At 70.8% G+C, this 20,233-nt stretch carries 16 protein-coding genes; 9 read left to right on the top strand and 7 right to left on the bottom strand.

Annotated elements, in window-relative coordinates:
* Nucleotides 1-3 precede the first annotated feature (3 nt).
* On the bottom strand, nt 4-1,404 hold the full coding sequence (gene uxaC, locus AB0F72_RS17420; RefSeq protein WP_360431675.1) for a glucuronate isomerase: 1,401 nt from the start codon (nt 1,402-1,404) through the stop codon (nt 4-6).
* A 99-nt stretch (nt 1,405-1,503) separates the two neighbouring features.
* Here uxaC and AB0F72_RS17415 point away from each other — a divergent pair, with 99 nt between their 5' ends.
* Entirely contained in the window at nt 1,504-2,721 is a 1,218-nt protein-coding gene (locus AB0F72_RS17415) for a lactate racemase domain-containing protein (RefSeq protein ID WP_360431672.1), read from the top strand.
* Here the strand turns inward: AB0F72_RS17415 and AB0F72_RS17410 are convergent.
* Nucleotides 2,634-3,704: a LacI family DNA-binding transcriptional regulator gene (locus AB0F72_RS17410; RefSeq protein ID WP_360431669.1), complete on the bottom strand. Its 1,071-nt coding sequence runs from the start codon at nt 3,702-3,704 to the stop codon at nt 2,634-2,636. The two genes, AB0F72_RS17415 and AB0F72_RS17410, sit on opposite strands and share 88 nt — an antisense overlap.
* 94 nt (nt 3,705-3,798) lie before the next feature.
* Here AB0F72_RS17410 and larE point away from each other — a divergent pair, with 94 nt between their 5' ends.
* The 5 genes from larE (at nt 3,799) to AB0F72_RS17385 (ending at nt 7,143) form a co-directional block, all read left to right on the top strand.
* The gene (larE, locus tag AB0F72_RS17405) at nt 3,799-4,629 is read left to right on the top strand and encodes an ATP-dependent sacrificial sulfur transferase LarE (protein WP_360431667.1); all 831 of its coding nucleotides are present in this window, start codon (nt 3,799-3,801) and stop codon (nt 4,627-4,629) included.
* A complete protein-coding gene (larB, locus tag AB0F72_RS17400; protein WP_360431664.1) occupies nt 4,622-5,272 on the top strand; it encodes a nickel pincer cofactor biosynthesis protein LarB in 651 nt (216 codons plus the stop codon). Before larE ends, larB begins: the two co-directional genes overlap by 8 nt.
* Entirely contained in the window at nt 5,269-6,504 is a 1,236-nt protein-coding gene (gene larC, locus AB0F72_RS17395) for a nickel pincer cofactor biosynthesis protein LarC (RefSeq protein WP_360431661.1), read from the top strand. The genes larB and larC overlap by 4 nt, the downstream gene beginning before the upstream one ends.
* Before the next feature lie 9 nt (nt 6,505-6,513).
* Nucleotides 6,514-6,780 carry a hypothetical protein gene (locus AB0F72_RS17390; RefSeq protein WP_360431658.1) on the top strand — a complete coding sequence of 89 codons (267 nt, stop codon included), beginning with the start codon at nt 6,514-6,516 and terminating at the stop codon, nt 6,778-6,780.
* Between the two features lie 180 nt (nt 6,781-6,960).
* A complete protein-coding gene (locus AB0F72_RS17385) occupies nt 6,961-7,143 on the top strand; it encodes a hypothetical protein (protein ID WP_360431655.1) in 183 nt (60 codons plus the stop codon).
* Here AB0F72_RS17385 and AB0F72_RS17380 read toward each other — a convergent pair.
* The gene (locus AB0F72_RS17380) at nt 7,140-7,916 is read right to left on the bottom strand and encodes an inositol monophosphatase family protein (protein WP_360431652.1); all 777 of its coding nucleotides are present in this window, start codon (nt 7,914-7,916) and stop codon (nt 7,140-7,142) included. The genes AB0F72_RS17385 and AB0F72_RS17380 overlap by 4 nt on opposite strands.
* 124 nt (nt 7,917-8,040) lie before the next feature.
* On the opposite strand from AB0F72_RS17380, the gene AB0F72_RS17375 reads away from it, so the two are divergent.
* Nucleotides 8,041-9,657, top strand: coding sequence for a pectate lyase (locus tag AB0F72_RS17375; protein ID WP_360431649.1), 1,617 nt, complete (start codon nt 8,041-8,043; stop codon nt 9,655-9,657).
* Between the two features lie 1,170 nt (nt 9,658-10,827).
* On the top strand, nt 10,828-11,547 hold the full coding sequence (locus AB0F72_RS17370) for a hypothetical protein (protein ID WP_360431646.1): 720 nt from the start codon (nt 10,828-10,830) through the stop codon (nt 11,545-11,547).
* Nucleotides 11,548-11,596: 49 nt separating this feature from the next.
* Here AB0F72_RS17370 and AB0F72_RS17365 read toward each other — a convergent pair whose 3' ends face one another.
* From AB0F72_RS17365 to AB0F72_RS17350, 4 genes are all read right to left on the bottom strand, one after another.
* Nucleotides 11,597-11,767 (bottom strand): hypothetical protein, encoded by a 171-nt coding sequence (locus tag AB0F72_RS17365; protein WP_360431643.1) that lies wholly within the window; start codon nt 11,765-11,767, stop codon nt 11,597-11,599.
* A 102-nt stretch (nt 11,768-11,869) separates the two neighbouring features.
* Nucleotides 11,870-13,537, bottom strand: a complete 1,668-nt coding sequence (locus tag AB0F72_RS17360) for a ThuA domain-containing protein (protein WP_360431640.1) — start codon at nt 13,535-13,537, stop codon at nt 11,870-11,872.
* Nucleotides 13,534-16,323: a PQQ-dependent sugar dehydrogenase gene (locus tag AB0F72_RS17355; protein WP_360431637.1), complete on the bottom strand. Its 2,790-nt coding sequence runs from the start codon at nt 16,321-16,323 to the stop codon at nt 13,534-13,536. Before AB0F72_RS17355 ends, AB0F72_RS17360 begins: the two co-directional genes overlap by 4 nt.
* 222 nt (nt 16,324-16,545) lie before the next feature.
* Complete coding sequence (locus AB0F72_RS17350) at nt 16,546-17,247, bottom strand: alpha/beta hydrolase (protein WP_360431634.1); 702 nt, start codon at nt 17,245-17,247, stop codon at nt 16,546-16,548.
* A 188-nt stretch (nt 17,248-17,435) separates the two neighbouring features.
* Here AB0F72_RS17350 and AB0F72_RS17345 point away from each other — a divergent pair, with 188 nt between their 5' ends.
* Complete coding sequence (locus tag AB0F72_RS17345; protein ID WP_360431632.1) at nt 17,436-19,349, top strand: GMC family oxidoreductase N-terminal domain-containing protein; 1,914 nt, start codon at nt 17,436-17,438, stop codon at nt 19,347-19,349.
* The last annotated feature ends 884 nt before the right edge of the window (nt 19,350-20,233 follow it).

Here is a 20,233-nt window from a genome sequence, read left to right as displayed (position 1 = left end):
GGCTCACAGCTTGAAGACCTTCCGGGGCTGGGTGGTCACCAGGTCGACCAGGGTAGCGGCGGCCTCCTCCTCGCTGAGCCGGTGCGCGCGGACGAGTTCGGCGAGGTGGCCGGCGTCGAGGCGGCGCGCCATGTCGTGCCGGGCCGGGATGCTGCACAGCGCGCGGGTGTCGTCGATGAAGCCGGAGAGGCGGCTGAACCCGGCGATCTCGGTGACCGCGCGCTGGAAGTCACGGATCGCTGACGGGTTGTCCAGGAACCACCACGGCACACCGGCGTAGACCGAGGGGTAGAAACCGGCCAGCGGCGCGATCTCCCGGCTGTAGACGGTGGCGTCCGTGGTGAACAGCACCAGGTGGAAGCCGGGGTGGGTGCCGAATCTGTTCAGCAGGGGCCGCAGCGCCCGGGTGAACTCGGCGGTGACCGGGATGTCGTGGCCGGTGTCCGGGCCGAACCGTTCGGACGTCGGGGCGTGGTGATTGCGGGCGATCGCCGGGTGCAGGGTCATGACCAGGCCGTCGTCGCAGGACATCCGGGCCATCTCGAACATCATGTGCCGGCGGAAGGCGGTCGCCTCGGCCTCGGTGACCTCCCCGTTCAGGGCGCTCGCGTAGATCCGGGCGGCGTCGGCGGGCGGTAGCGGCGCGGCGACGACGTCGGCGTGGCTGTGGTCGGCGGAGACCGCGCCGTGGGCGATGAAGTGCCGGCGCCGCTGTTCCAGGGCGGCCACGAAGCCGTGGTGGTCGCCGATGTCGGTGTCCGCCACCTCGCCGAGGTGTTTGACCGCTTCTGCCCACCCTGCGGCGAACGGTTCGAGGTAGCGGTCGGGACGGAAGGTCGGGACGATCCGGGCGTCCTGGGAGGCGGCGAGCGCCGCGTGGGCGGTCAGGTCGTCGGCCGGGTCGTCGGTGGTGGCCAGGAAGTCGATGCGGAAGGTCGCCAGTAACGCGCGTGGCCGGTGACTGTCCTCGCTGAGCTGGGCGGCTATTTGATCGTACAAAGTCAAGCTGTTGATCTGGGAAGGCTGCTCGGTGACGCCGAAGATCTCGGCGAGCTCGGTCTCCAGCCAGTACCGCACGGGCGTTCCGCGGAACAGGTGCCAGTTCGCGCAGACCGCCTGCCAGGCCTTCCGCGCCCGCGCCTCCGGCAGGGGCCCCTCGCCCACCCCGAGATCCTCCAGCGGTACGCCCCCGGCGTGCAGCAGCCTCGTGACGTAGTGGTCGGGCTGGACCAGCAGCGACACCGGATCGGCGAACGGGGTGTCGTCGCGCAGCATGCCGGGATCGACGTGCCCGTGCGGCGAGATGATCGGCAGGTCCCGGACCGTCTCGTAGAGCGCGCGAGCGACGGCCCGGGTCTCCCGGTCGGCCGGAAACAGCCGGTCCGGATGCAGAGTCAGCAGCATGGCGTCGAGCGTTGACGCCGATCAGAGCGATGGCAAGCGGTTGCCACCTGTTGCACCGTGCCCTTGCTCCCGGCCTGCCGCGCGCGGCACGGTGCGACGATGACACGCACCATCGGAAGCGCCCGCGACATCCTCGGCGACGAGTCCGTGCGGGCCTTCGTCGCCGCTCAGCTGTCCGGCGAGGACCTCGACGGCCGCCGGATCTGTGTGATCGTGCCCGACGCCACCCGCAGCTGCCCGCTGCCGATGCTGATGAGCGCCCTGCACGAGGCGCTGCACGGCCGGGCCGCCGCCGTCACCGTGCTGATCGCGCTCGGCACCCACGCGCCGATGACCGACGCGCAGCTGCGGGACCACCTCGGCGGACCCTATCCGGGCTTCACCGTGCGCAACCACGAATGGTGGGAACCGTCCGCGCTCACCTCGATCGGCACCATCCCGGCGGCGCGGGTGGCCGAACTCTCCGAGGGCCGGATGGCGCAGGACGTCGACGTGGTGCTCAACCGCGCGGTCGTCGAGCACGACGTGTGCCTGGTGATCGGCCCGGTCTTCCCGCACGAGGTGGTCGGGTTCTCCGGCGGCAACAAGTACTTCGTCCCCGGCGTCGCCGGACCGGAGATCATCGACTTCTCGCACTGGCTCGGCGCGCTCATCACCAGCGCTTCCATCATCGGTACGCGGGGAATCACTCCCGTGCGAGCCCTGATCGACGCCGCCGCCGGGCTGATCCCGTCCCGGCGTCTCGCGCTCTGCCTGGTCGTCCAGTCCGGAACCGGCGCTCTGCACGCGATGTCGTTCGGCGAGCCGGAGCAGGCGTGGGCGGCGTGCGCCGACGTGTCGGCCGAGACCCACGTCCGCTATCTCGACGCGCCGGTCCACACTGTCATCTCGATCGTCCCGGAGAAGTACGACGACATGTGGACCGGCGCCAAGGGCTTCTACAAGCTCGAACCCATCGTCGCCGACGGCGGCCGGGTCATCGTCTACGCCCCGCACATCACCACGATCTCCGCCATGCACCCGGAGATCGAGACGATCGGCTACCACTGCCGCGACTACTTCCTCAAGCAGTGGGACAGGTTCCGCGACCAGCACTGGGGCGTGCTCGCCCACTCCACCCACCTGCGCGGCGCCGGCACCTGGGACCCGGTCGGCGGCGAACGGCCACGCGTCACCGTCACCCTCGCCACCGGCATCGACGAGCACGTGGTCCGCGGCGCGAACCTCGACTACCTCGATCCCGCGTCGGTCGACCTCGCCGACCCGGCCGCGTTCGTGGTGCCGAACGCCGGCGAGGTCCTGTTCCGCCTGCGATGAGCCGTCGACCCGCGCACCACCAGCAGCGACGGCAGGGTGACCGGCTCGGCGGTGCGCGGGGTCGCGCCCCGGATCATCGCGAGCAGGTTGCCGACGGCGGTGTGCCCCATCGCGTTCAGCGGAGCGGCCACCGTGGTCAGCGCCGGGGTGACCAGCTCGGACACGAAGATGTTGTCGAAGCCGACAACGCTGACCTCGTGCGGCACCCGGACGCCCCGCGTGGTCAGCGCCTGGATCAGCCCGATCGCCATCAGGTCGTTGTAGGCGATCACCGCCGACGTCGGATGCCGCCCCAGTTCGGCGGCCGCCCGCGCCCCGCCGGCCACGGTCGGCTCGAACGGCCCGACCCGGCGGACCTGCAACTCCAGCTCCAGGCCGGCCTCGCGCAGCGCACGCCAGCGGGTGCCGTCCGCCCAGGAGGCCTCCGGCCCGGCCACGTACGTGATCCGCTCATGCCCCAACTCACCGAGGTGCTCCGCCGCCCGCCGCATCCCGCGCGGGTTGTCGGTCACCACGCTCGGCACGTCCCCGAGCACCCGGTTCAGCACCACCGTCGGCTTCTGCTTGGCGATCATCCGGATCGCCGAGTCGGGCATCCGCGAGGTCGCCAGGACGATCCCCTCGACGGTCGACATGGCCCGGTCCAGAAGCTCGCGTTCGCGCAGGCCGGACTCCTGGGCGTCGGCGAGCAGCATGGAGTACCCGGCGTCGGCGCACGCGGTCTGCGCGCCCCGGATGATCTCGTTGTGGAACGGGTTGCTCACGTCCGCGACCACGAAGGCGATCATCGAGGTACGGCCGGTCGGCAGCGCCCGTGCCAGCGGGTTCGCCCGGTACCCCAGCTCGGCGGCGACCTGCCGGATCCGCTCGGCGGTCTCCGCGTTGACCCGCCCCGGCCGGGCGAACGCGCGCGACACCGTCGACGCCGCCACCCCGGCCGCCTTCGCCACGTCGTAGATCGTCGGCGCGCGTCCCTCAGCCATCCGCCCTCCCGCGTCGCTGGCCGGAACGCTAATCCCGGGCGCAACATTTGGCAACCGCTTGCCAGCCCGGTGAGCTGCGACTTGCAATGAGCCGATGAACGATGTGACGACCCGCCTGGGCGACCTGCTCACCGGCGTGGACCGGCTCGGCGTCGCCTTCTCCGGCGGCGTCGACTCGTCGGTTCTGCTCGCCCTCGCGGCCCGCGCCCTCGGCCCGGACCGGGTGGTGGCCCTGCTCGGCGTCTCCCCCAGCCTCGCGGCCGGTGAGCGGGCCGCCGCACACGCTGTCGCCGGTGACCTGGGCGTGCCGGTCATCGAGGTGACGACCCGGGAGATGGACCGGCCCGGATACCGCGCCAACGGCCCGGACCGCTGCTTCCACTGCAAGGACGAGCTCTTCGCCACGATCGGCGATCTGCCCGAGGAGTTCGACGCGATCGCCTACGGGGAGAACGCCGACGACACCCGCCGCCCGGACCGCCCCGGCAGCCGCGCCGCCACCGCCCACCGGGTGATGCGGCCGCTCGCCGACCTGGGCCTGACCAAGGCCGACGTCCGCCGGATCGCCCGTGAGCTGGGCCTGGCCTGCGCCGACAAGCCGGCGTCGCCGTGCCTGGCCTCCCGGATCCCGCATTTCACCGACGTCACGGCGGACAAACTGGACCAGGTGGAACGGGCCGAGGCGGCCCTGCGCCGGCTGGGTTTCACCGATCTGCGGGTACGCCATCACGGCCCCGTCGCCCGCATCGAGCTCCCGGCCGGCGAGCTGGTCCACGCCGTCACCGAGCCGCTGCGCACCGCCGTGCACGCGGCCGTCACCGCCGCCGGTTTCCGGTTCGCCGCCGTCGACCTCGCCGGCATCCAGTCCGGCGCGTTCACCCTCCCGCTCGTCGCTTCTTCGAGTGTCGAGGTGGCCGGTGCTTGAGCACGACCTGGACCTGGAACGGGCCGCTCGGCGGGGCTATCCCGAGGCCGTCTACTGCGCGGGGAAGACTCCCGCGCAGACCGCCGCCATCGCCGCCACGGTGCGCGACCGGCCCGACGTGACCACCCTGTTCACCCGGGCCTCCGGTGAGCATGCTTCGGCCGTACTCCAGCAATTGCCCGAAGCCCACCACGATGCCGGCGCCGGGCTGCTGGCCTGGCCCCCGACGCCGCCCCCGCCGTCAGGCGGACCGGTGCTCGTCGTCGCGGCCGGCACCTCCGACCTGCCGGTGGCCAGGGAAGCCCTGCTCACCGCCCGGTACCTGGGACGCGACGCCGACCTGATCGCCGACGTCGGCGTGGCCGGCCTGCATCGGATCCTCGGCCACCTGCCCGCTCTGCGCGCCGCACACGCGATAGTCGTCGCCGCCGGCATGGACGGCGCGCTGCCCGGCGTGGTCGCCGGCCTGGTCTCCGCACCGGTCGTCGCGGTACCGACGTCGGTCGGCTACGGCGCCGCGTTCGGCGGCGTCGCACCCCTGCTGACCATGCTGAACGCCTGCGCACCCGGCGTCGCGGTGGTCAACATCGACAACGGGTACGGGGCCGGGCACCTGGCCGCCCAGATCACGGCCGCCCGATGACCCACCTCTGGATCGACGCGTCGGCGGGAATCGCCGGGGACATGCTGCTCGGGGCGCTGCACGACGCCGGGGCGCCGCTCGACCGGATCCAGGCGGCGGTGGACGCGGTGTTGCCCGGCGCGGTGCGGATCAGCGCTGCTGAGGTGCGGCGGGGTGGGCTGCGTGCCCGCAAGGTCGAGGTCACGGCGCTCGCCGCCGAGCAGCCGCATCGCACGTGGCGCGACATCAGCGGCATGCTGGACCGCGCGTCGCGGGCGGCTGCGTCCGGCTCGGTCCCGGTGGCCGCCGCAGAGGTTTTCGCGCGGCTCGCGCACGCCGAAGCGGCGGTCCACGGCGTCGATCCCGCCGACGTGCACTTCCACGAGGTCGGCGCGCTCGACGCGATCGCGGACGTGGTCGGCGTCTGCGCGGCGATCGACGCGCTCGGGGTCACCGGCGTCTCGGCCGGCGCCGTGTCGCTCGGATCCGGCACGGTCCGGTCCGCGCACGGTCTGCTCCCGGTGCCGGCGCCCGCCGTCGCCGAACTCTCCCGCGGCTGGCAGGTGAGCTCCGGCGGGACCGCCTCACACGGCACCGGCTCGCACGGCAGCGGCGAGCTCGCCACTCCCACCGGCATGGCCCTGCTGCGCACCCTCGCCACCACCTGCGAGGACCTGCCCGCTCTCACGCTCTCCGCGGTCGGCGTCGGCGCCGGAACCCGCGACACACCCGGCCGCCCGAACGTGGTCCGAGCCCTGCTCGGCCAACGGGCCGCCACGCCACCGGACACCTGCGTCCTGCTGGAGGCCAACGTCGACGATCTCGACCCGCGCCTGTGGCCCGGCGTGCTCACCGCCCTGCTGGACGCCGGCGCGGACGACGCCTGGCTGACCCCGATCCTGATGAAGAAGGGACGCCCGGCCCACACGCTGGCCGCCCTCTGCTCCCCCGCCACCGCCGCCGCGGTCCGATCCCAGATCTTCCGGACCACAACAACCTTGGGGGTACGGGGTTCGGCCCGCACCAAGACCGCGATGGACCGGATCTTCGTGACAGTGGACGTGGCCGGGCATCCCGTACCGATCAAAGTCGGTCACACGGGCGGGCTGATCGTCCAGGCAACACCGGAGTTCGACGACGTGGCAGCGCTCGCCCGAACCCTCGGCCTGCCCGAACGCGACGCCCTCGGCCGGGCCGCGCACGCCGCCCGAGCCGCCGGTCTCACAGCCGGGCAGCCCGCGCCAGGGGCATAATAGCTGTCGATGCGTTACCACCTGTACGACTACTGGCCAATCTACGCGCTGCTGGCCGCCGTCGCCGTGTTCATCGCCCTGGCCGCCCCGGCCGCCGCCCGGGACCAGGAGCGATGGGAGTCCTGGTGCCGCGAGCAGGGCGGGACGATCAGCTCCCGGACCGGGACCGTCAGCATCCCGTACAGCACCGGCAACGGCGGGTCCTCGTCCTACACCGAGACCACGACGACGTACACCTGCACCGGCCCCGACGGCCGGGTCCTCGACACCAACTGATCCCCGGCGGGCTGGGACGATAGGATCGGTCCATGGTGGACAATACGGGCCGGGCATTGAGCGCGTCGCTGGGCGGAAGCCGGGCCGGGCGTTGAGCGCGTCGCTGGGCGGAAGCCGGGCCGGGCGTTGAGCGCGTCGCTGGGCGGAAGCCGGGCCGGGACGGCCGCGGAGGCTCCCCCGGTGACACTCCGGGGATCCTGGGTCAACCGGCCGCCGCTGGCCGAGCCGCAGGACGGCACGTTCCTGCTGGCGCACCAGGGGCACGGTCAGTGGCTGCTCGAGGAACCCGTCGGCACCCCTCTGCTGGCCGGCGACGCCACGACGGCGACCCGGGCGGGTGACGAGCGGATCGACGAGACCTAGGCGACCGCGCGGACCCGCTCGGCGAACGCGTCCCACAGCGCCGGCGCCGCGCCGATCGTCAGCTCGGTGGAGAAATCCGGGCCCTGCCCGCCGAGCACCACCCCGGCCTCGCGCGCGATCAGCGCGCCGGCCGCGATGTCCCACAGCTTCGTGTCCAGGGCCAGCCCGCCGTCCAGCCGGCCGGCCGCCAGGTAGACCAGGTTCAGCGCGGCCGGCACCCGGCGGATGTCACCGGAGAGCGGCAGCAGCTCCCGGATCACCCGGCCGGCCCGCTCCTTGGTACGCGGATTGGGCTGGAAGCTGACCCCGATCAGCGCCTCGGCCAGCGGCGGGCCACTCGACGCCGCGATCGGCTCGCCGTTCAGGAACGCCCCGCCGCCGTCGACAGCGGTGAACGTCTCGTCCGCGGCCGGATCGTGCACGACCGCCATCCGCGCCTTGTCATCCTGGTACAGCGCGACGCAGACCGACCACGGACCGGTCCGGCTCACGTAGTTCCGGGTGCCGTCCAGCGGATCGATGACCCACGACCAGCCGCTCGAACCCTCCCGGCCGTTCCCCTCCTCGGCCTGGATCGCGTCGTCCGGCCACGCCTCGATGATCGCGTCGACGATCAGGCGCTCACTGGCGATGTCGACATCGGAGACCACGTCGTTGGCGTGCGCCTTGGGCGCGCCCATCGTCAGGGTGTCGCGTCGTTCCAGTTGCAGCCGTCCGGCGCGAACCGCCAGCGAGGCGGCGAGGTCACGGGCCGCGTGCAGGTCTCGAGTCATCGCGACCACGCTATCGGATCAGCGGGCGTGACCACCGTCACACCGCACCCCGGGCAACCGATCGGGCGTCCCGGAACACCTCTGATTCGTCCTCACTTCCCCCGACGAAACAGGTGAAACCCCGATGAAACGATCTACCGCGCTGCGACTCTCCGCAGTGGCCGGCGTGGCGGCGATCGGTGGCGGCATCGCCCTCGGCCTCCCCCAGGAGAACGCCTCCGCCGCCACCAACGTCGCGTCCGGCTTCGCCAGCGCCAACGGCGGCACCACCGGCGGCGCGGGCGGCACGACGGTACGCGCCACCACCGGCACCCAGATCCACGCGGCGCTGTGCAACCGGGCGGCCACCGACACCCCGATCGTCATCGAGGTGCAGGGCACTATCAACCACGGCAACACCACCAAGGTCGCAGGCAGTAGCTGCAACACCGCCGCCGACCGGATCGAGCTCAAGGGCGTCAGCAACGTCACGATCGTCGGTGTCGGCAGCGGCGCGACCTTCGACCAGCTCGGCATCCACATCCGCGACGCCCGCAACATCGTCGTGCAGAACGTAACGGTCAAGAACGTCAAGAAGTCGGGTTCGCCGCTCTCCAACGGCGGCGACGCGATCGGCATGGAGAGCACCGTCCGCAACGTCTGGGTCGACCACGTCACCCTGGAGGCGTCCGGCGGTGAGTCGGAAGGCTTCGACGGCCTGTTCGACATGAAGGACGACGTGCAGTACGTGACGCTGTCCTACAGCATCCTGCGCAACTCCGGCCGCGGCGGCCTGGTCGGCTCCAGCGAGACCGACACGGCGAACAGCTTCATCACGTACCACCACAACAAGTACGAGAACATCGACTCGCGTACCCCGCTGCTGCGTGGCGGTGTCGCCCACATGTTCAACAACCACTACTTCAAGCTGAACGAGTCGGGCATCAACTCCCGCGCCGGCGCGAAGGCCAAGGTGGACAACAACTACTTCGAGGACTCCAAGGACGTGCTCGGCACGTTCTACACCGCCGCGGCCGGCACCTGGCAGGTCTCCGGCAACGTGCTGGACAACGTGACCTGGTCGGCGAAGAGCGCCGAGAACAACCCGGCCGGGCCGAACCTGGTGTCGACCACGAGCGTCACCGTCCCGTACACGTTCGCCCTGGACACCGCCGCCTGCGTGCCGACCGTGGTGGCGCAGACCGCCGGCGCCGGCGCCGGCCTGAAGGTCTCCGACGGCAAGTGCGCGGTCACCGCGGCGCCGACCACGGCTCCGGCCACCGCAGCCCCGACCACCGCGGCGCCCACGTCCAGCGCGACCAAGGCGCCCACCGCCAGCGCCACGGCTTCGGCCAGCGCCACTGCTAAGCCCACCGCGACGGCTCAGCCCACCGGCACGGCTCAGCCCACCGGCACCAACCTGAGCATCGGCGCCGGCACGGACGGCTCCAGCAAGGCCGCCGGCACCAGCTACGGCAACGTCCGCGACGGCAAGACCACCACCGTCTGGTCCCCGAACGGCGCCACCGGCGACATCTCGATCAAGTGGAGCGCCGCCACCAAGCTCTCCAAGGTCAACATCGTGGGCAGCAACATCGGCTCCTACGAGCTCCTCAACGGCGCCACCGGCGCGATCCTGAAGTCCGGCACCGGCTCGGGCGTCATCACCATCCCGGCGACGTCCCTCACCAAGCTGACCTTCAAGATCAAGACCTCTTCCGGTACGCCGTCGATCGCCGAGTTCCAGACATACGCCTCCTGATCCTCGCGCCGACCTGATCCTCGCGCCGACCTGATCCTCACGCCGACCTGATCCTCACGCCGACCTGATCCTCACGCCGACCTGATTCTCGCGCCGGCCGGCCGGTCTCCCACCGACCCGGCCGGCGCACCCCCGAGTCAGCGCCGGCAGCACTCACAGCCGGCTGGTCCAGCAGGACCAGCCGGCGCTCGCTCTGCGCTACTGCACTCACCACCAGCCGGACCAGCTGGTCGTGAATGCTGTCGACGGCCGGCGTGAATCGTGGAAAGGCGTCGCCCGGCTGGCGCTCAGTGCTGACCCCGCCGGCTAATCAAGAAAGCCCCGTTACCAGCAGATATTCGACCTCGGCCCCGCGCCCCCACGTGCCCCGCCACCCCGCGCCGGCGTCCTGCGGCTGGCACCTCGCACCTGGCACCTCGCACCTGGCACCTGGCACCTCCCGCCTCGCCGATCTTGGAACCCGCCGTCCCGGCCGTAGCCCACACATGTGATCAAGCCCGGGTAGCCGCTCTGGCCTACGGCCGGCGCCACCCGGCCGTAGCTCAGGCATGTGATCAAGCCCGGGTAGGCGTTCTGGCCTACGGCCGGCGCCACCCGGCCGTAGCTCAAGCATGTGATCAAGCTCAGGTAACCGCTCGGGCCTACGGCCGGCGCCACCCGGCCGTAGCTCAAGCATGTGATCAAGCCCGGGTAACCGCTCTCGCCCACGGCCGGCGCCACCCGGCCGTAGCTCGTGCCAGCTACCAGCGGAAGCACGTCGTCTTGACCGTCGACACAGTGCTCCAGCGCGCCCATTCCGGCAGCACTGACCCGCTGGCTCATCCAGAAAATCCGCTACCCGCACATATTCGGCCTACACGGCTGTCGCGAGGTGCTACCCCGAGTCCTCGAGGTAGCAGAATCGGACCTCAACGAAGATCCGTCGGCCAACGAGGGACGGCCCGGCGACTGATCAGCGGCGGCCGCACCCACGTTTCCGCCGGTGAACGACTTCCTCAATCAACCAGCAGGGTCAGCACTGACAACCAGCCGGCCCCACCGCTCCAAGATTCACAACCAGCAAGAGCCACACCATCCACACCCCGCCGCCGAGATCCCCACAAGATCCCCGCCGAAGCGAGCTCGCCCCGACTCAATACCAGGCGACGAACGAACCGATAGATTGCCGTGATGACCACAGAGGCGAATTCCGGCGAAAAACGATGGTTGTTGTGGGCGATCGCGGTCATCGGACTCGTCACCCTCGTCGCGGCCGGCTGGAAGATCTACTTCTCCGCCGACTCGGGCGCCGCACTCATCGCCCTCGTGGTCATCGGCGCGATTCTGCTGATCAGCCCGTTCGTGCTGCCATACCTTCAGACGATCGCAGTCAACGCCGACGGGTTCGAGCTACGCCTCGTCCGGGAGATCGCGGCCCAAGGCGCCCCGGAAACGGCCCGCCTGCTGAACCACACCGAGCTCGCGGAGATCGCCGAGGCTTACGGCGTCGTGCACACCCAGCTCGCCGGCGACGCCTTCAAGGAGGCCCGCACGCAGGTCCAGGATCAGCTCGTCAACCGGGCATCGGCGTTCGCCCGCCAGCGTAACTTCGACCCCGATGAGATCAAACAGCTTTTCCCCAAAGCCACCGCCGGGGTACGGGTACTGCTCCTCGGCCTGATGAAGGGCGACCCGAGGCTTGTCGACGCGGCAACGCTGACCTCGGCGATCACCATGCCGGTCACCGCGAACGAGCAGTACCACGCGCTCGACCTGGCCGAGAAGAACCTGCGCCACTTCACCGACGCCGACCGCGCCGCTCTCCGGGCAGCCCTGGACGAGGCGGACCTGGGCCCGGCGACAAGCGGCCGCCGCATGATCGCAAGCCGCATCAGAGCCATGGCCCCGTGACCCGGGCGGCAGGCGGCGGGCAGCGTCACGCCACCCGCCGCCTGACCGCTCACTTCTCGGACGGCCCGTACGGTGACACCTGGTCCTCCGGCGTCGGCCGGTTCCCGGTCTTGTCGTGACTGCCGTGCGGCGCCTCGGTCGGGCTGGCGTCCTCGGTGCGCTGCTTGGTGGTCGGCGACTCCCCGCTGCGCCGCATCTCCGGTTGCTGGACGTTCGTCATCGCGTTCCCCTTCCCCGATTCGTCCCGCGCGATTACCCCGCCCGACGCCGAATATGTTTGGAAAGCAGCAGCGTGCGGCACGCGTGCGCAGGCAGCGATCCTCTAGGCCGGCAGCACCCACTTCTGGTTGGCGCCGCCGTGGCAGTCCCAGATGTGGATCTGCTGGCCGTCGGCGGAGCTGTTCTGGCTGACGTCCAGGCAGCGCCCCGACTGCGGGTTGCGGATGCTGCCGTCGGCCTGCGGCGCCCAGCTCTGCGCGCCCGACCCGTTGCACGTCCAGAGCTGCGCTTTCGTGCCGTTGGCGGTGCCGCCACCGGCGACGTCGAGGCACTTGCCCAGCGCGCGCAGGGAAACCCCGGACCGGCTCCAGCTCTGCGCGGCGGTCCCATTGCACGTGTAGAGCTGCACCTTCGTACCGTCGGCAGTCGCCGCGCCGGCCACATCCAGGCACTTGCCCGCCAGGCCCTTGATCGGGCCCGCAGCGGAAAGCTCTTTGATCCGGATGTTGCGGAACGACGCCTCGTCGCCGTCACCGTGGTTCTGGATGCCGATGTGGCCGGCCAGCGACCGGGCCGGGTCCGCATTCACGAAATCGTTGATCAGGACGCCGTTCAGGTACACCCGCAGCCGCTCACCCTCGACCAGCAGCTCGTAGGTGTTCCACGCGCCGGGCGGGTTCAGCGCGGCATCCCGGGCCGCCAGATCGGCCGATCTGAACCCGTAGACCGCGCCGGTGGTGCGATCCGCGGCGTCGGTCGCGTCGATCTGCACCTCGTAACCGTTGTTCACCGCCGACCACGGGTCATCGGAGGGCGGGAAACCGAGGAAGACGCCGGTGTTGTCGTCCCCGGCGAGCCGCCAGTCGAGCTTCAGCGAGTAGCTGGTGAACTGCTTGGCCGCGTACCAGAAAAGGCCCATGCCCCCGGTCGAGGTCAGCGTCGCGTCGGTGTTGGTGAAGGACCCCGGCCCGGCCTGCGACCAGCCGGTGGTCGAGCCGTTGTAGAGCGGCGTGTACCCGGTCTCCGGCCGGCAGTCCGCCTTCGCCTGACCCGCGGCATAGCGGATGCCACCGAGAAGATGAGAGCGGAACGGGCCTTCACTGTACGACGACGCGGTGTGCCCGCCACCGGTGTAGAAGGAACGGCCGCCCTGGTAGGGCTTGCACCACGCGTGCGGGTGGTCGGCGCCCATCGTACCGCCGGAGTACGACGACTCGTCCAGCGTGGCCAGGATGTGCGCGCTGGTCCGGGCGTTGGTCCGGTAGTCGTACCACTCGTCGGTGCGGTTCCAGGCCTGCGGCAGGTGCGCGGTCGACGGGTGCGCCCGGTCCTCGACCTTCACGGTCGCGGGCTGGATCGCCGGGTGGGAGGCGAACCAGGCGCCGACCAGCTCGCCGTAGAACGGCCAGTCGTACTCGGTGTCGGCGGCGGCGTGCACCCCGACGAAGCCGCGTCCGGAGCGGATCCAGTCCTCGAAGGCGGTCTGCTGGGCCGTGTTGAGCACGTCCCCGGTGGTGTTCAGGAAGATCGCGGCTTCGTAACCGGCCAGGCCGGCCGAGGTGAACACGGCCGGGTCCTCGGTGGCGGTCACGGTGAAGCCGTTCGCGGCGCCCAGCTCCCGGACGGCTTGCACCCCGGCCGCGATCGAGTCGTGCCGGAATCCCGCCGTGCGCGAGAAGACCAGCACGTCATAGGGAGTGTCGGCCTGCGCCGGGGTGGGAACGCCCAGCGCGGCGGCGACCATGGCAAGAACGAGTAGAGCTCTTCTCATGACAGCACCCATTTCTGGTTGGCCCCGGTGTGACAGTCCCAGATGTGGATCTGCTGACCGTCCGCGGAGCTGTTCTGGCTGACGTCGAGACAGCGTCCGGACTGCGGGTTGCGGATCGTGCCGTCGGCCTGCGGCGCCCAGTTCTGCGCCGCGGAGCCGTTGCAGGAGTAGAGCTGGACCCTGGTGCCGTTCGCGGTGGCGCCACCTGCCGCGTCGAGGCACTTGCCCAGGACACGGAACGTCTGACCGGTACGGGCCCAGTGCTGCGCGGCGGTGCTGTTGCACGTGTAGAGCTGCACCTTCGTACCGTCGGCGGAGGCCGCCCCCGCCACGTCCAGGCACTTGCTCGCCAGGCCCCTGACCGGGCCGCTGCTCTGCGTGCTGAAGGTGAACGAGTCCAGGTCGAAGAGCGCGCCGGCCGGACCCGCGAACGTCAGGTACAGCGTGGTGGTGCCGAGCGGCGCGCCGGTGATCGTGCCGGTGACGTTCGTGAACGTGTCCCAGGCCCCGGTCACCGGCACGGCGGCCGAGCCGAGGACCGTACCGGTCGAGGAGCCGGCCCGGACCTGGAGAGTCCCGCCGACCCCGGCGGACGACACCCGCGCGGTGAACGAGGTGACGTTGCCGAGCTGGTACGGCTCGAACGCGATCCAGTCCCCGTTGTTGATCTCACCGACCGTCTTGCCACCCTCGGCCGGGGTCTTGGTGAACGTGTTGATCCCGGACGACGTCCCGTAGTGCTCGGCCTGCCGGTGCCGGGGCTGCAGGATGTGCTGCTTGTGCGTGGTGAGCCCGGCCGCGTCGGTGTACTCGGCGTCGAACACCGCGAAGATGTTCGCGGCCGCGTCGTGCTCGCCGTCGACCGGGATCGTGATGACGCCGGTGCAGCCGTTCGCCGAGGTGATCTGGTGGCCGTGGCTGTCGTGGCCGAGCACGTAGGTCATCCTGGCCCGGGCGCAGTCGACAGTGCCGTCCTCGGGGTCGGCCGGGGTGAACGTGAACGGGACGGTGTCACCGTAGGAGAAGAGCTGCCCGTTGCCGGGTGTGCCGATGCTGACCGTCGGCGCCGTGTTGCCGACGCCGATCTGCACACTGGCGGTGCCGGTCGCGCCCTGCGGGTCGGTGACGGTGAGTGTCACGTTGTAGGTGCCGTTCGCACCGTACGTCTTGCTGGGGTTCGCCGCACTCGACGAGGTCCCGTCGCCGAACGCCCACGAGTACGTCAGCGCCCCGCCCTCCGGATCGGAGGATCCCGCGGACGAGAACGTCACGGTCAGCGGCGCCTGCCCGGACGTCGGGGTGCCCGCGGCGACAGCTGTCGGCGCCCGGTTGCCGCCGGCGACGTAGTCGTACCGGTAGAGCGCGGAGTTCGCGTCCCCGTTGAAGTACCCGGTGCCGTAGTCCAGGACGTAGAGCGAGCCGTCCGGCCCGAACGCCATGTCCATCACCTGCTTGCCGCCCCACGGGAAGTCCGAGATCTCCCCGACCGAGCCGTCGGCGCCGACGTGGATCGGCTTGATCCAGCCCCGGCCCAGCTCACCGGCGAAGAAGTGGCCGTCGAGCGACTGCGGGAACTTCGTGGCCGACGTGTTGGCGGCGGCGTAGCGGTAGACCGGGCCGCCCATCGGCGACTCGGAGCCGGCGCCGAACGCGGGCGGGCTGCCGGCGTCCCCCGCGTACCGGATCCAGGCGGGCCGGGCCGGCGGCAGCGTGGTCTGCCCGGTGTTGCGGAACGAGTTGTTCGTCGCCCCGGCCGCGCAGGCGTACTTCGGGCCGGTCGTGCCGGTGCCGAAGTTCCACTCGTTGTACGTCTCGGTGGCGGTGTTCGTCCCGGTGCAGTACGGCCACCCGTAGTTGCCGGGGCTGGTGATCCGGTTGAACTCGACCTGCCCGCTCGGACCGCGGTTCGGATCGGTGGAGCCGGCGTCCGGCCCGTAGTCACCGAGGTAGACGACGCCGGTGGCCCGGTCGACGCTCATCCGGAACGGGTTGCGGAAGCCCATCGCGTAGATCTCGGGACGGGCGTTGGCCGTACCCGATGGGAAGAGGTTCCCGCTCGGGATGGAGTACGTCCCGTTCGCGTTCACCTTGATCCGCAGCACCTTGCCGCGCAGGTCGTTCGTGTTGCTCGCGGTCCGCTGCGCGTCGTAGGCGGGGTTGCGGTTGGTGCGCTCGTCCAGCGGCGAGTACCCGGCCGAGTCGAACGGGTTGCTGTCGTCGCCGGTGGAGAGATAGAGGTTGCCGGCCGCGTCGAAGTCGATGTCTCCGCCGACGTGACAGCAGATGCCCCGGGTGGCCGGCACGTCCAGCACGGTGACCGCGCTCGCGGTGTTCAGCGTGTAATCGGCGTTGAGGGTGAAGCGGGACAGCCGGTTGACGCCGTTCCAGGCGGAGAAGTCGGTTCCGGTGAGGGGCGCGTCCCCGGCCGGCGTGGCGAGCGGTGGCGCGTAGTAGAGGTAGATCTGCCGGTTGGCCGCGAAGCCCGGGTCGACCCCGACGCCCTGCAGGCCTTCCTCGTCATGGGTGTAAACCGGCAGCGTGCCGATCACGGTGGTGGTGCCGCCGGCGTCGGTGCGCCGCAGCGTCCCGTTGCGGGCGGTGTGCAGCACTGACCGGTCCGGCAGCACCGCGATCGCCATCGGCTCACCAACTTCGGCGACGCCTTTGGCGAGCGTGACCTGCTGGAAGTCGGCCGGGTCGACCGGATGGGCGCGGGCGGCCGCGGGCGCGGTCAGCACCAGCGACGGCGCGAGGAGCAGAGCTCCGAGGAGGGGGAACAGGCGCATGGCAAGTCCACTTCTCTGGCGAATGCCAGGTGCGGGACCTGCGCCTACTCACCGACCCTGGCGAGGGAAGCGGGACCGAGGGAGGGTTCCGCTTGGTTACAGAGACGTTAATGACTTTCGATGTACCTGTCCACACTTTCGTCGCCCGGGACAAAAGCGTCCCCGATCTTGGCGATTTCGCGCACCCCCGTGGTCACCGAAATCGCCAAGATCGGGTTGGGGTCACACCGAGCGCGCGGCGCGGAGGATGGTTTCGGCGACCGCCGCCGGCTCGGACACCGAGATCGCGTGGGACGCGCCCGGCAGCTCCACCGTGGTGCGCGCGCCGGCCCGTTCCGCCATGAAGCGGTGCGCCGCGAGCGGGATGTTGAGGTCCAGCTCCGGGTAGATGAACCAGGACGGCACGTTCTTCCACGCCGGCTCGCCGGAACCCTCGTTGAGCGCCGTGGTGTTCAGCGGGCGCTGGGTGGCGGCGGCCAGGGCGGCCACCTCGGCCGAGACGTCGCCGATGAACTGCTGGTGGAACTTCTCCGGCCGGATGAACAGGTCGACGCTGCCGTCCGCCAGCGGCACCTCGCGCAGCGTCTCACCGAGCGTGCTGCCCGGGAACTTGCCGGACAGGAAGCCGATGCTCTCCCCCGCCTCCGGCGCGAACGCGGCGACGAAGACCAGCGCCTTGACGTTGTCGTGCCCGACGGCGGCGTTCGAGATGACCTGACCACCGTACGAGTGCCCGGCCAGCACGACCGGGCCGTCGATCGTGGAGAGCAGCGCGGACACGCCGGCCGCGTCACCGGAGACGCTGCGCAGCGGGTTCGGCGCGGCGATCACCGGGTAGCCCTCGGCCCGCAGGTGCGAAATCACCTCGTTCCAGCTCGCGGACTCGGCGAAGGCGCCGTGGACGAGGACGATCGTGGGCTTCATATCTCTCCCTCTCGAAGTTCGATCTACATTCCAGCCGCTCGGGAGAGAGAACACCATGCAGGAGAATACGCAGAACTACTCGACTGCACACCGGGAAGTTAACGGCAAATCACGTATGGACGAACGGCTGACCGAATCATGGAGGGAAACCCATAGATTGATGACCACCGACGTTGGAGGACCGCTTCGTGAACCCTGAACAGATTCAGACGCTCCGGCTTCTCTGCGACACCATCGTCCCGTCCCTCGACCGCCCCGACGACCCGGACGGCTTCTGGGCCCGCCGCGCCACCGACGTCGGCGCCGACCAGGGCGTCCTCGCGATGATCTCGGGCATGCCACCCGAGCAGCAGGCTGGGATCGCCGCGCTGTTCGACGCGCTCGCCGCGAACGGCTTCCACCAGGCGCCCGAGCAGGTCCTCGCCGGCGTCACGCAGGCCTCACCGGAAGCCGCCGCCGGGATCGCCGCGCTGACCACCGCGATCCTGCTCGTCACCTACGGGATCACCGACGAGAACGGGCACAACCCGTTCTGGACCACGATCGGTTACCCCGGACCGGTCGACGCGGGCGTGCCCGCCGACGACCGGAGGATCACGCCGCTGCGGCCGGACCGGGACCTCGACCTGAACGCCGACGCCGTCGTGATCGGCTCCGGCGCGGGCGGCGGCCTGATCGCCGGGCGGCTCGCCGCGGCCGGCAAGCGCGTGATCGTCCTGGAGGCCGGCCGCTACAGCACCGAGTCCGACTTCGATCAGCTTGAGCTGCCGGCGTACCAGCGCTCGTACTGGCGCGGCGGTCCCACTCCGACCGGTGACGGCAACATCACGCTGATGGCAGGCGCCGGAGTCGGCGGCGGAACCGTCATCAACTGGACGAACTGCCTGCGCACCAAGGACCACGTCCGCGAGCAGTGGGCCAGCGAATACGGCCTGACCGACGTGGCGACTCCCGAGTTCGACCGGCACCTCGACACCGTGTGGCGGGAGATGTCCGTCAACGATCGGTGCTCGGAGTTCAACAGGATCCACGAGGCGATGCAGCGCGGCGCGGACAAACTGGGCTGGTCGTTCGCGACGGTTCACCGCAACTGGGACGAGAAGCGGCATGACGCGGCGGCCGCCGGGCATCTGGGTTTCGGTGACCGGTCCGGCGCGAAGCAGTCGACGCTCAAGGTCTACCTGGAGAGGGCGGTGCTGGAGCACGGCGCCCAGGTGATCGACAACTGCCGGGTGGACCGGATCGTCACGCGCGACGGCCGCGCCGCCGGTGTTGTCGGACAAGCCGGGAGATATACCGTCACGGTGACCGCGCCGATCGTCGTGCTGGCCGCCGGCGCCCTGGAATCCCCCGGCGTGCTCCTACGCTCCGGCATCGGCGGCCCCGCCGTCGGCGACTACCTGCGCCTGCACCCGTGCACCGTCACGATGGGCGACTACGGAACCGACATGCGCGGCTGGTGGGGCGCCCCGCAGGCCGGCCTGGTCACCGAGTTCGCGACGATCGAGGACGGCTACGGCTTCCTCATGGAGAGCGTCCAGTACACGACCGGCCTCGCCGCCGGCTCGATCCCGTTCACCTCGCCCGAAGAGCACAAACAGGCGATGTCCACGTTCCGCAACACCGGCTCCTGCATCGGCCTGATCCGCGACCACGGCCACGGCAGGGTCACCCTCGACGAGTCCGGCAACACGGTGGCGTTCTACGACCTCGCCGACGACCTGGACATCCGCAACACCCGGCGCGCCATCGAGGCGGAGATCCGCCTGCACCACGCCGCCGGCGCCCGCCGCATCCAGCTGTTCGCGCACGGCCTCTCCGCATGGCAGGAGGGCGAGGACCTCGAGGCCTACATCACCCGCGCGACAGCGGTCCCGCTGCGCGCCGGCGGCGCCACCCTCTTCGCCGCACACCAGACGGGCAGCTGCCGGATGGGCGCCGACCCCACCACCAGCGTCGCCACCCCCCGAGGCGAACTCCACGACACCCCCGGCGTCTGGATCGGCGACGCCTCAGCCTTCCCCACCCCCTCCGGCACCAACCCCATGATCACCATCATGGCCCTGGCCTCCCGGACATCCGAGAACATTTTGTACGCGTGACCCCGCCCCCAACCGCACCAACGCCGCCCCCGAGAGTCCACGCGACCTCCTGCAACACAGGGCCGCCCGGCGCGCTACGGCGACCGGTGCCACTCAAGCCGGCTGGCTCTCCGTGTGCTAGCGCAAACGCGAAAGACCCTGAGTCCTGCGCGCCCGCGTGCTCGGCCCCGCACCGCCTGCGCCCCGCGCGCTCGACCCCGCACCGCCTGCGCCCCGCGCGCTCGGCCCCGCACCGCCTGCGCCCCGCGCGCTCGACCCCGCACCGCCTGCGCCCCCGCGCCCCCGCGCCGCTGCGTGCCCCGCCGACCCCGCGCCGGCGTCCTGCGGCTGGCACCTCGCACCTGGCACCTCCCTCCCCCCTGGCACCTCCCACCTCGCCGATCTTGGAACCCGCCGCCCCGGCCGTAGCCCACACATGTGATCAAGCCCGGGTAACCGCTCTGGACTACGGCCGGCACCACCCGGCCGTAGCTCAGGCATGTGATCAAGCCCCGGTAACCGCTCGGGCCTACGGCTGGCACCACCCGGCCGTAGCTCAGGCATGTGATCAAGCCCCGGTAACCGCTCGGACCTACGGCCGGCGCCACCCATTCCGGCAGCACTGACCCCGCTGGCTCATCCAGAAAACTCCGCTACCAGCACATATTCGGCCTACCCGGCTGTCGCGAGGCGGCACCCCGAGTCCTCGAGGTAGCAGAAATCGGACCTCAACGAAGATCCATCGGCCCGCGGGGACGGCCCGGCGACTGATCAGCGACGGCCGCACCCACGTTTCCGCCGGTGAACGAATTCCGTAATCGACCAGCAGGGTCAGCGCTGACCCTGTTGGCTAAATACCCGCCGCCCGGTAGTGCGCCGACGCGGCCACGCGTCACGGTCGGTCG

It is taken from the genome of Actinoplanes sp. NPDC023936, from assembly GCF_040639325.1.
GTDB lineage: Bacteria > Actinomycetota > Actinomycetes > Mycobacteriales > Micromonosporaceae > Actinoplanes.
This window is presented reverse-complemented; position numbering and strand designations above follow the sequence as displayed.

Bases quoted from the DNA above. Each gene is read 5' to 3' on its own strand.
- uxaC (WP_360431675.1), bottom strand. From the start codon at position 1,404: ATGCTGCTGACTCTGCATCCGGACCGGCTGTTTCCGGCCGACCGGGAG.
- AB0F72_RS17415 (WP_360431672.1), top strand. From the start codon at position 1,504: ATGACACGCACCATCGGAAGCGCCCGCGACATCCTCGGCGACGAGTCC.
- AB0F72_RS17410 (WP_360431669.1), bottom strand. From the start codon at position 3,704: ATGGCTGAGGGACGCGCGCCGACGATCTACGACGTGGCGAAGGCGGCC.
- larE (WP_360431667.1), top strand. From the start codon at position 3,799: ATGAACGATGTGACGACCCGCCTGGGCGACCTGCTCACCGGCGTGGAC.
- larC (WP_360431661.1), top strand. From the start codon at position 5,269: ATGACCCACCTCTGGATCGACGCGTCGGCGGGAATCGCCGGGGACATG.
- AB0F72_RS17390 (WP_360431658.1), top strand. From the start codon at position 6,514: ATGCGTTACCACCTGTACGACTACTGGCCAATCTACGCGCTGCTGGCC.
- AB0F72_RS17380 (WP_360431652.1), bottom strand. From the start codon at position 7,916: ATGACTCGAGACCTGCACGCGGCCCGTGACCTCGCCGCCTCGCTGGCG.
- AB0F72_RS17375 (WP_360431649.1), top strand. From the start codon at position 8,041: ATGAAACGATCTACCGCGCTGCGACTCTCCGCAGTGGCCGGCGTGGCG.
- AB0F72_RS17370 (WP_360431646.1), top strand. From the start codon at position 10,828: ATGACCACAGAGGCGAATTCCGGCGAAAAACGATGGTTGTTGTGGGCG.
- AB0F72_RS17365 (WP_360431643.1), bottom strand. From the start codon at position 11,767: ATGACGAACGTCCAGCAACCGGAGATGCGGCGCAGCGGGGAGTCGCCG.
- AB0F72_RS17360 (WP_360431640.1), bottom strand. From the start codon at position 13,537: ATGAGAAGAGCTCTACTCGTTCTTGCCATGGTCGCCGCCGCGCTGGGC.
- AB0F72_RS17355 (WP_360431637.1), bottom strand. From the start codon at position 16,323: ATGCGCCTGTTCCCCCTCCTCGGAGCTCTGCTCCTCGCGCCGTCGCTG.
- AB0F72_RS17350 (WP_360431634.1), bottom strand. From the start codon at position 17,247: ATGAAGCCCACGATCGTCCTCGTCCACGGCGCCTTCGCCGAGTCCGCG.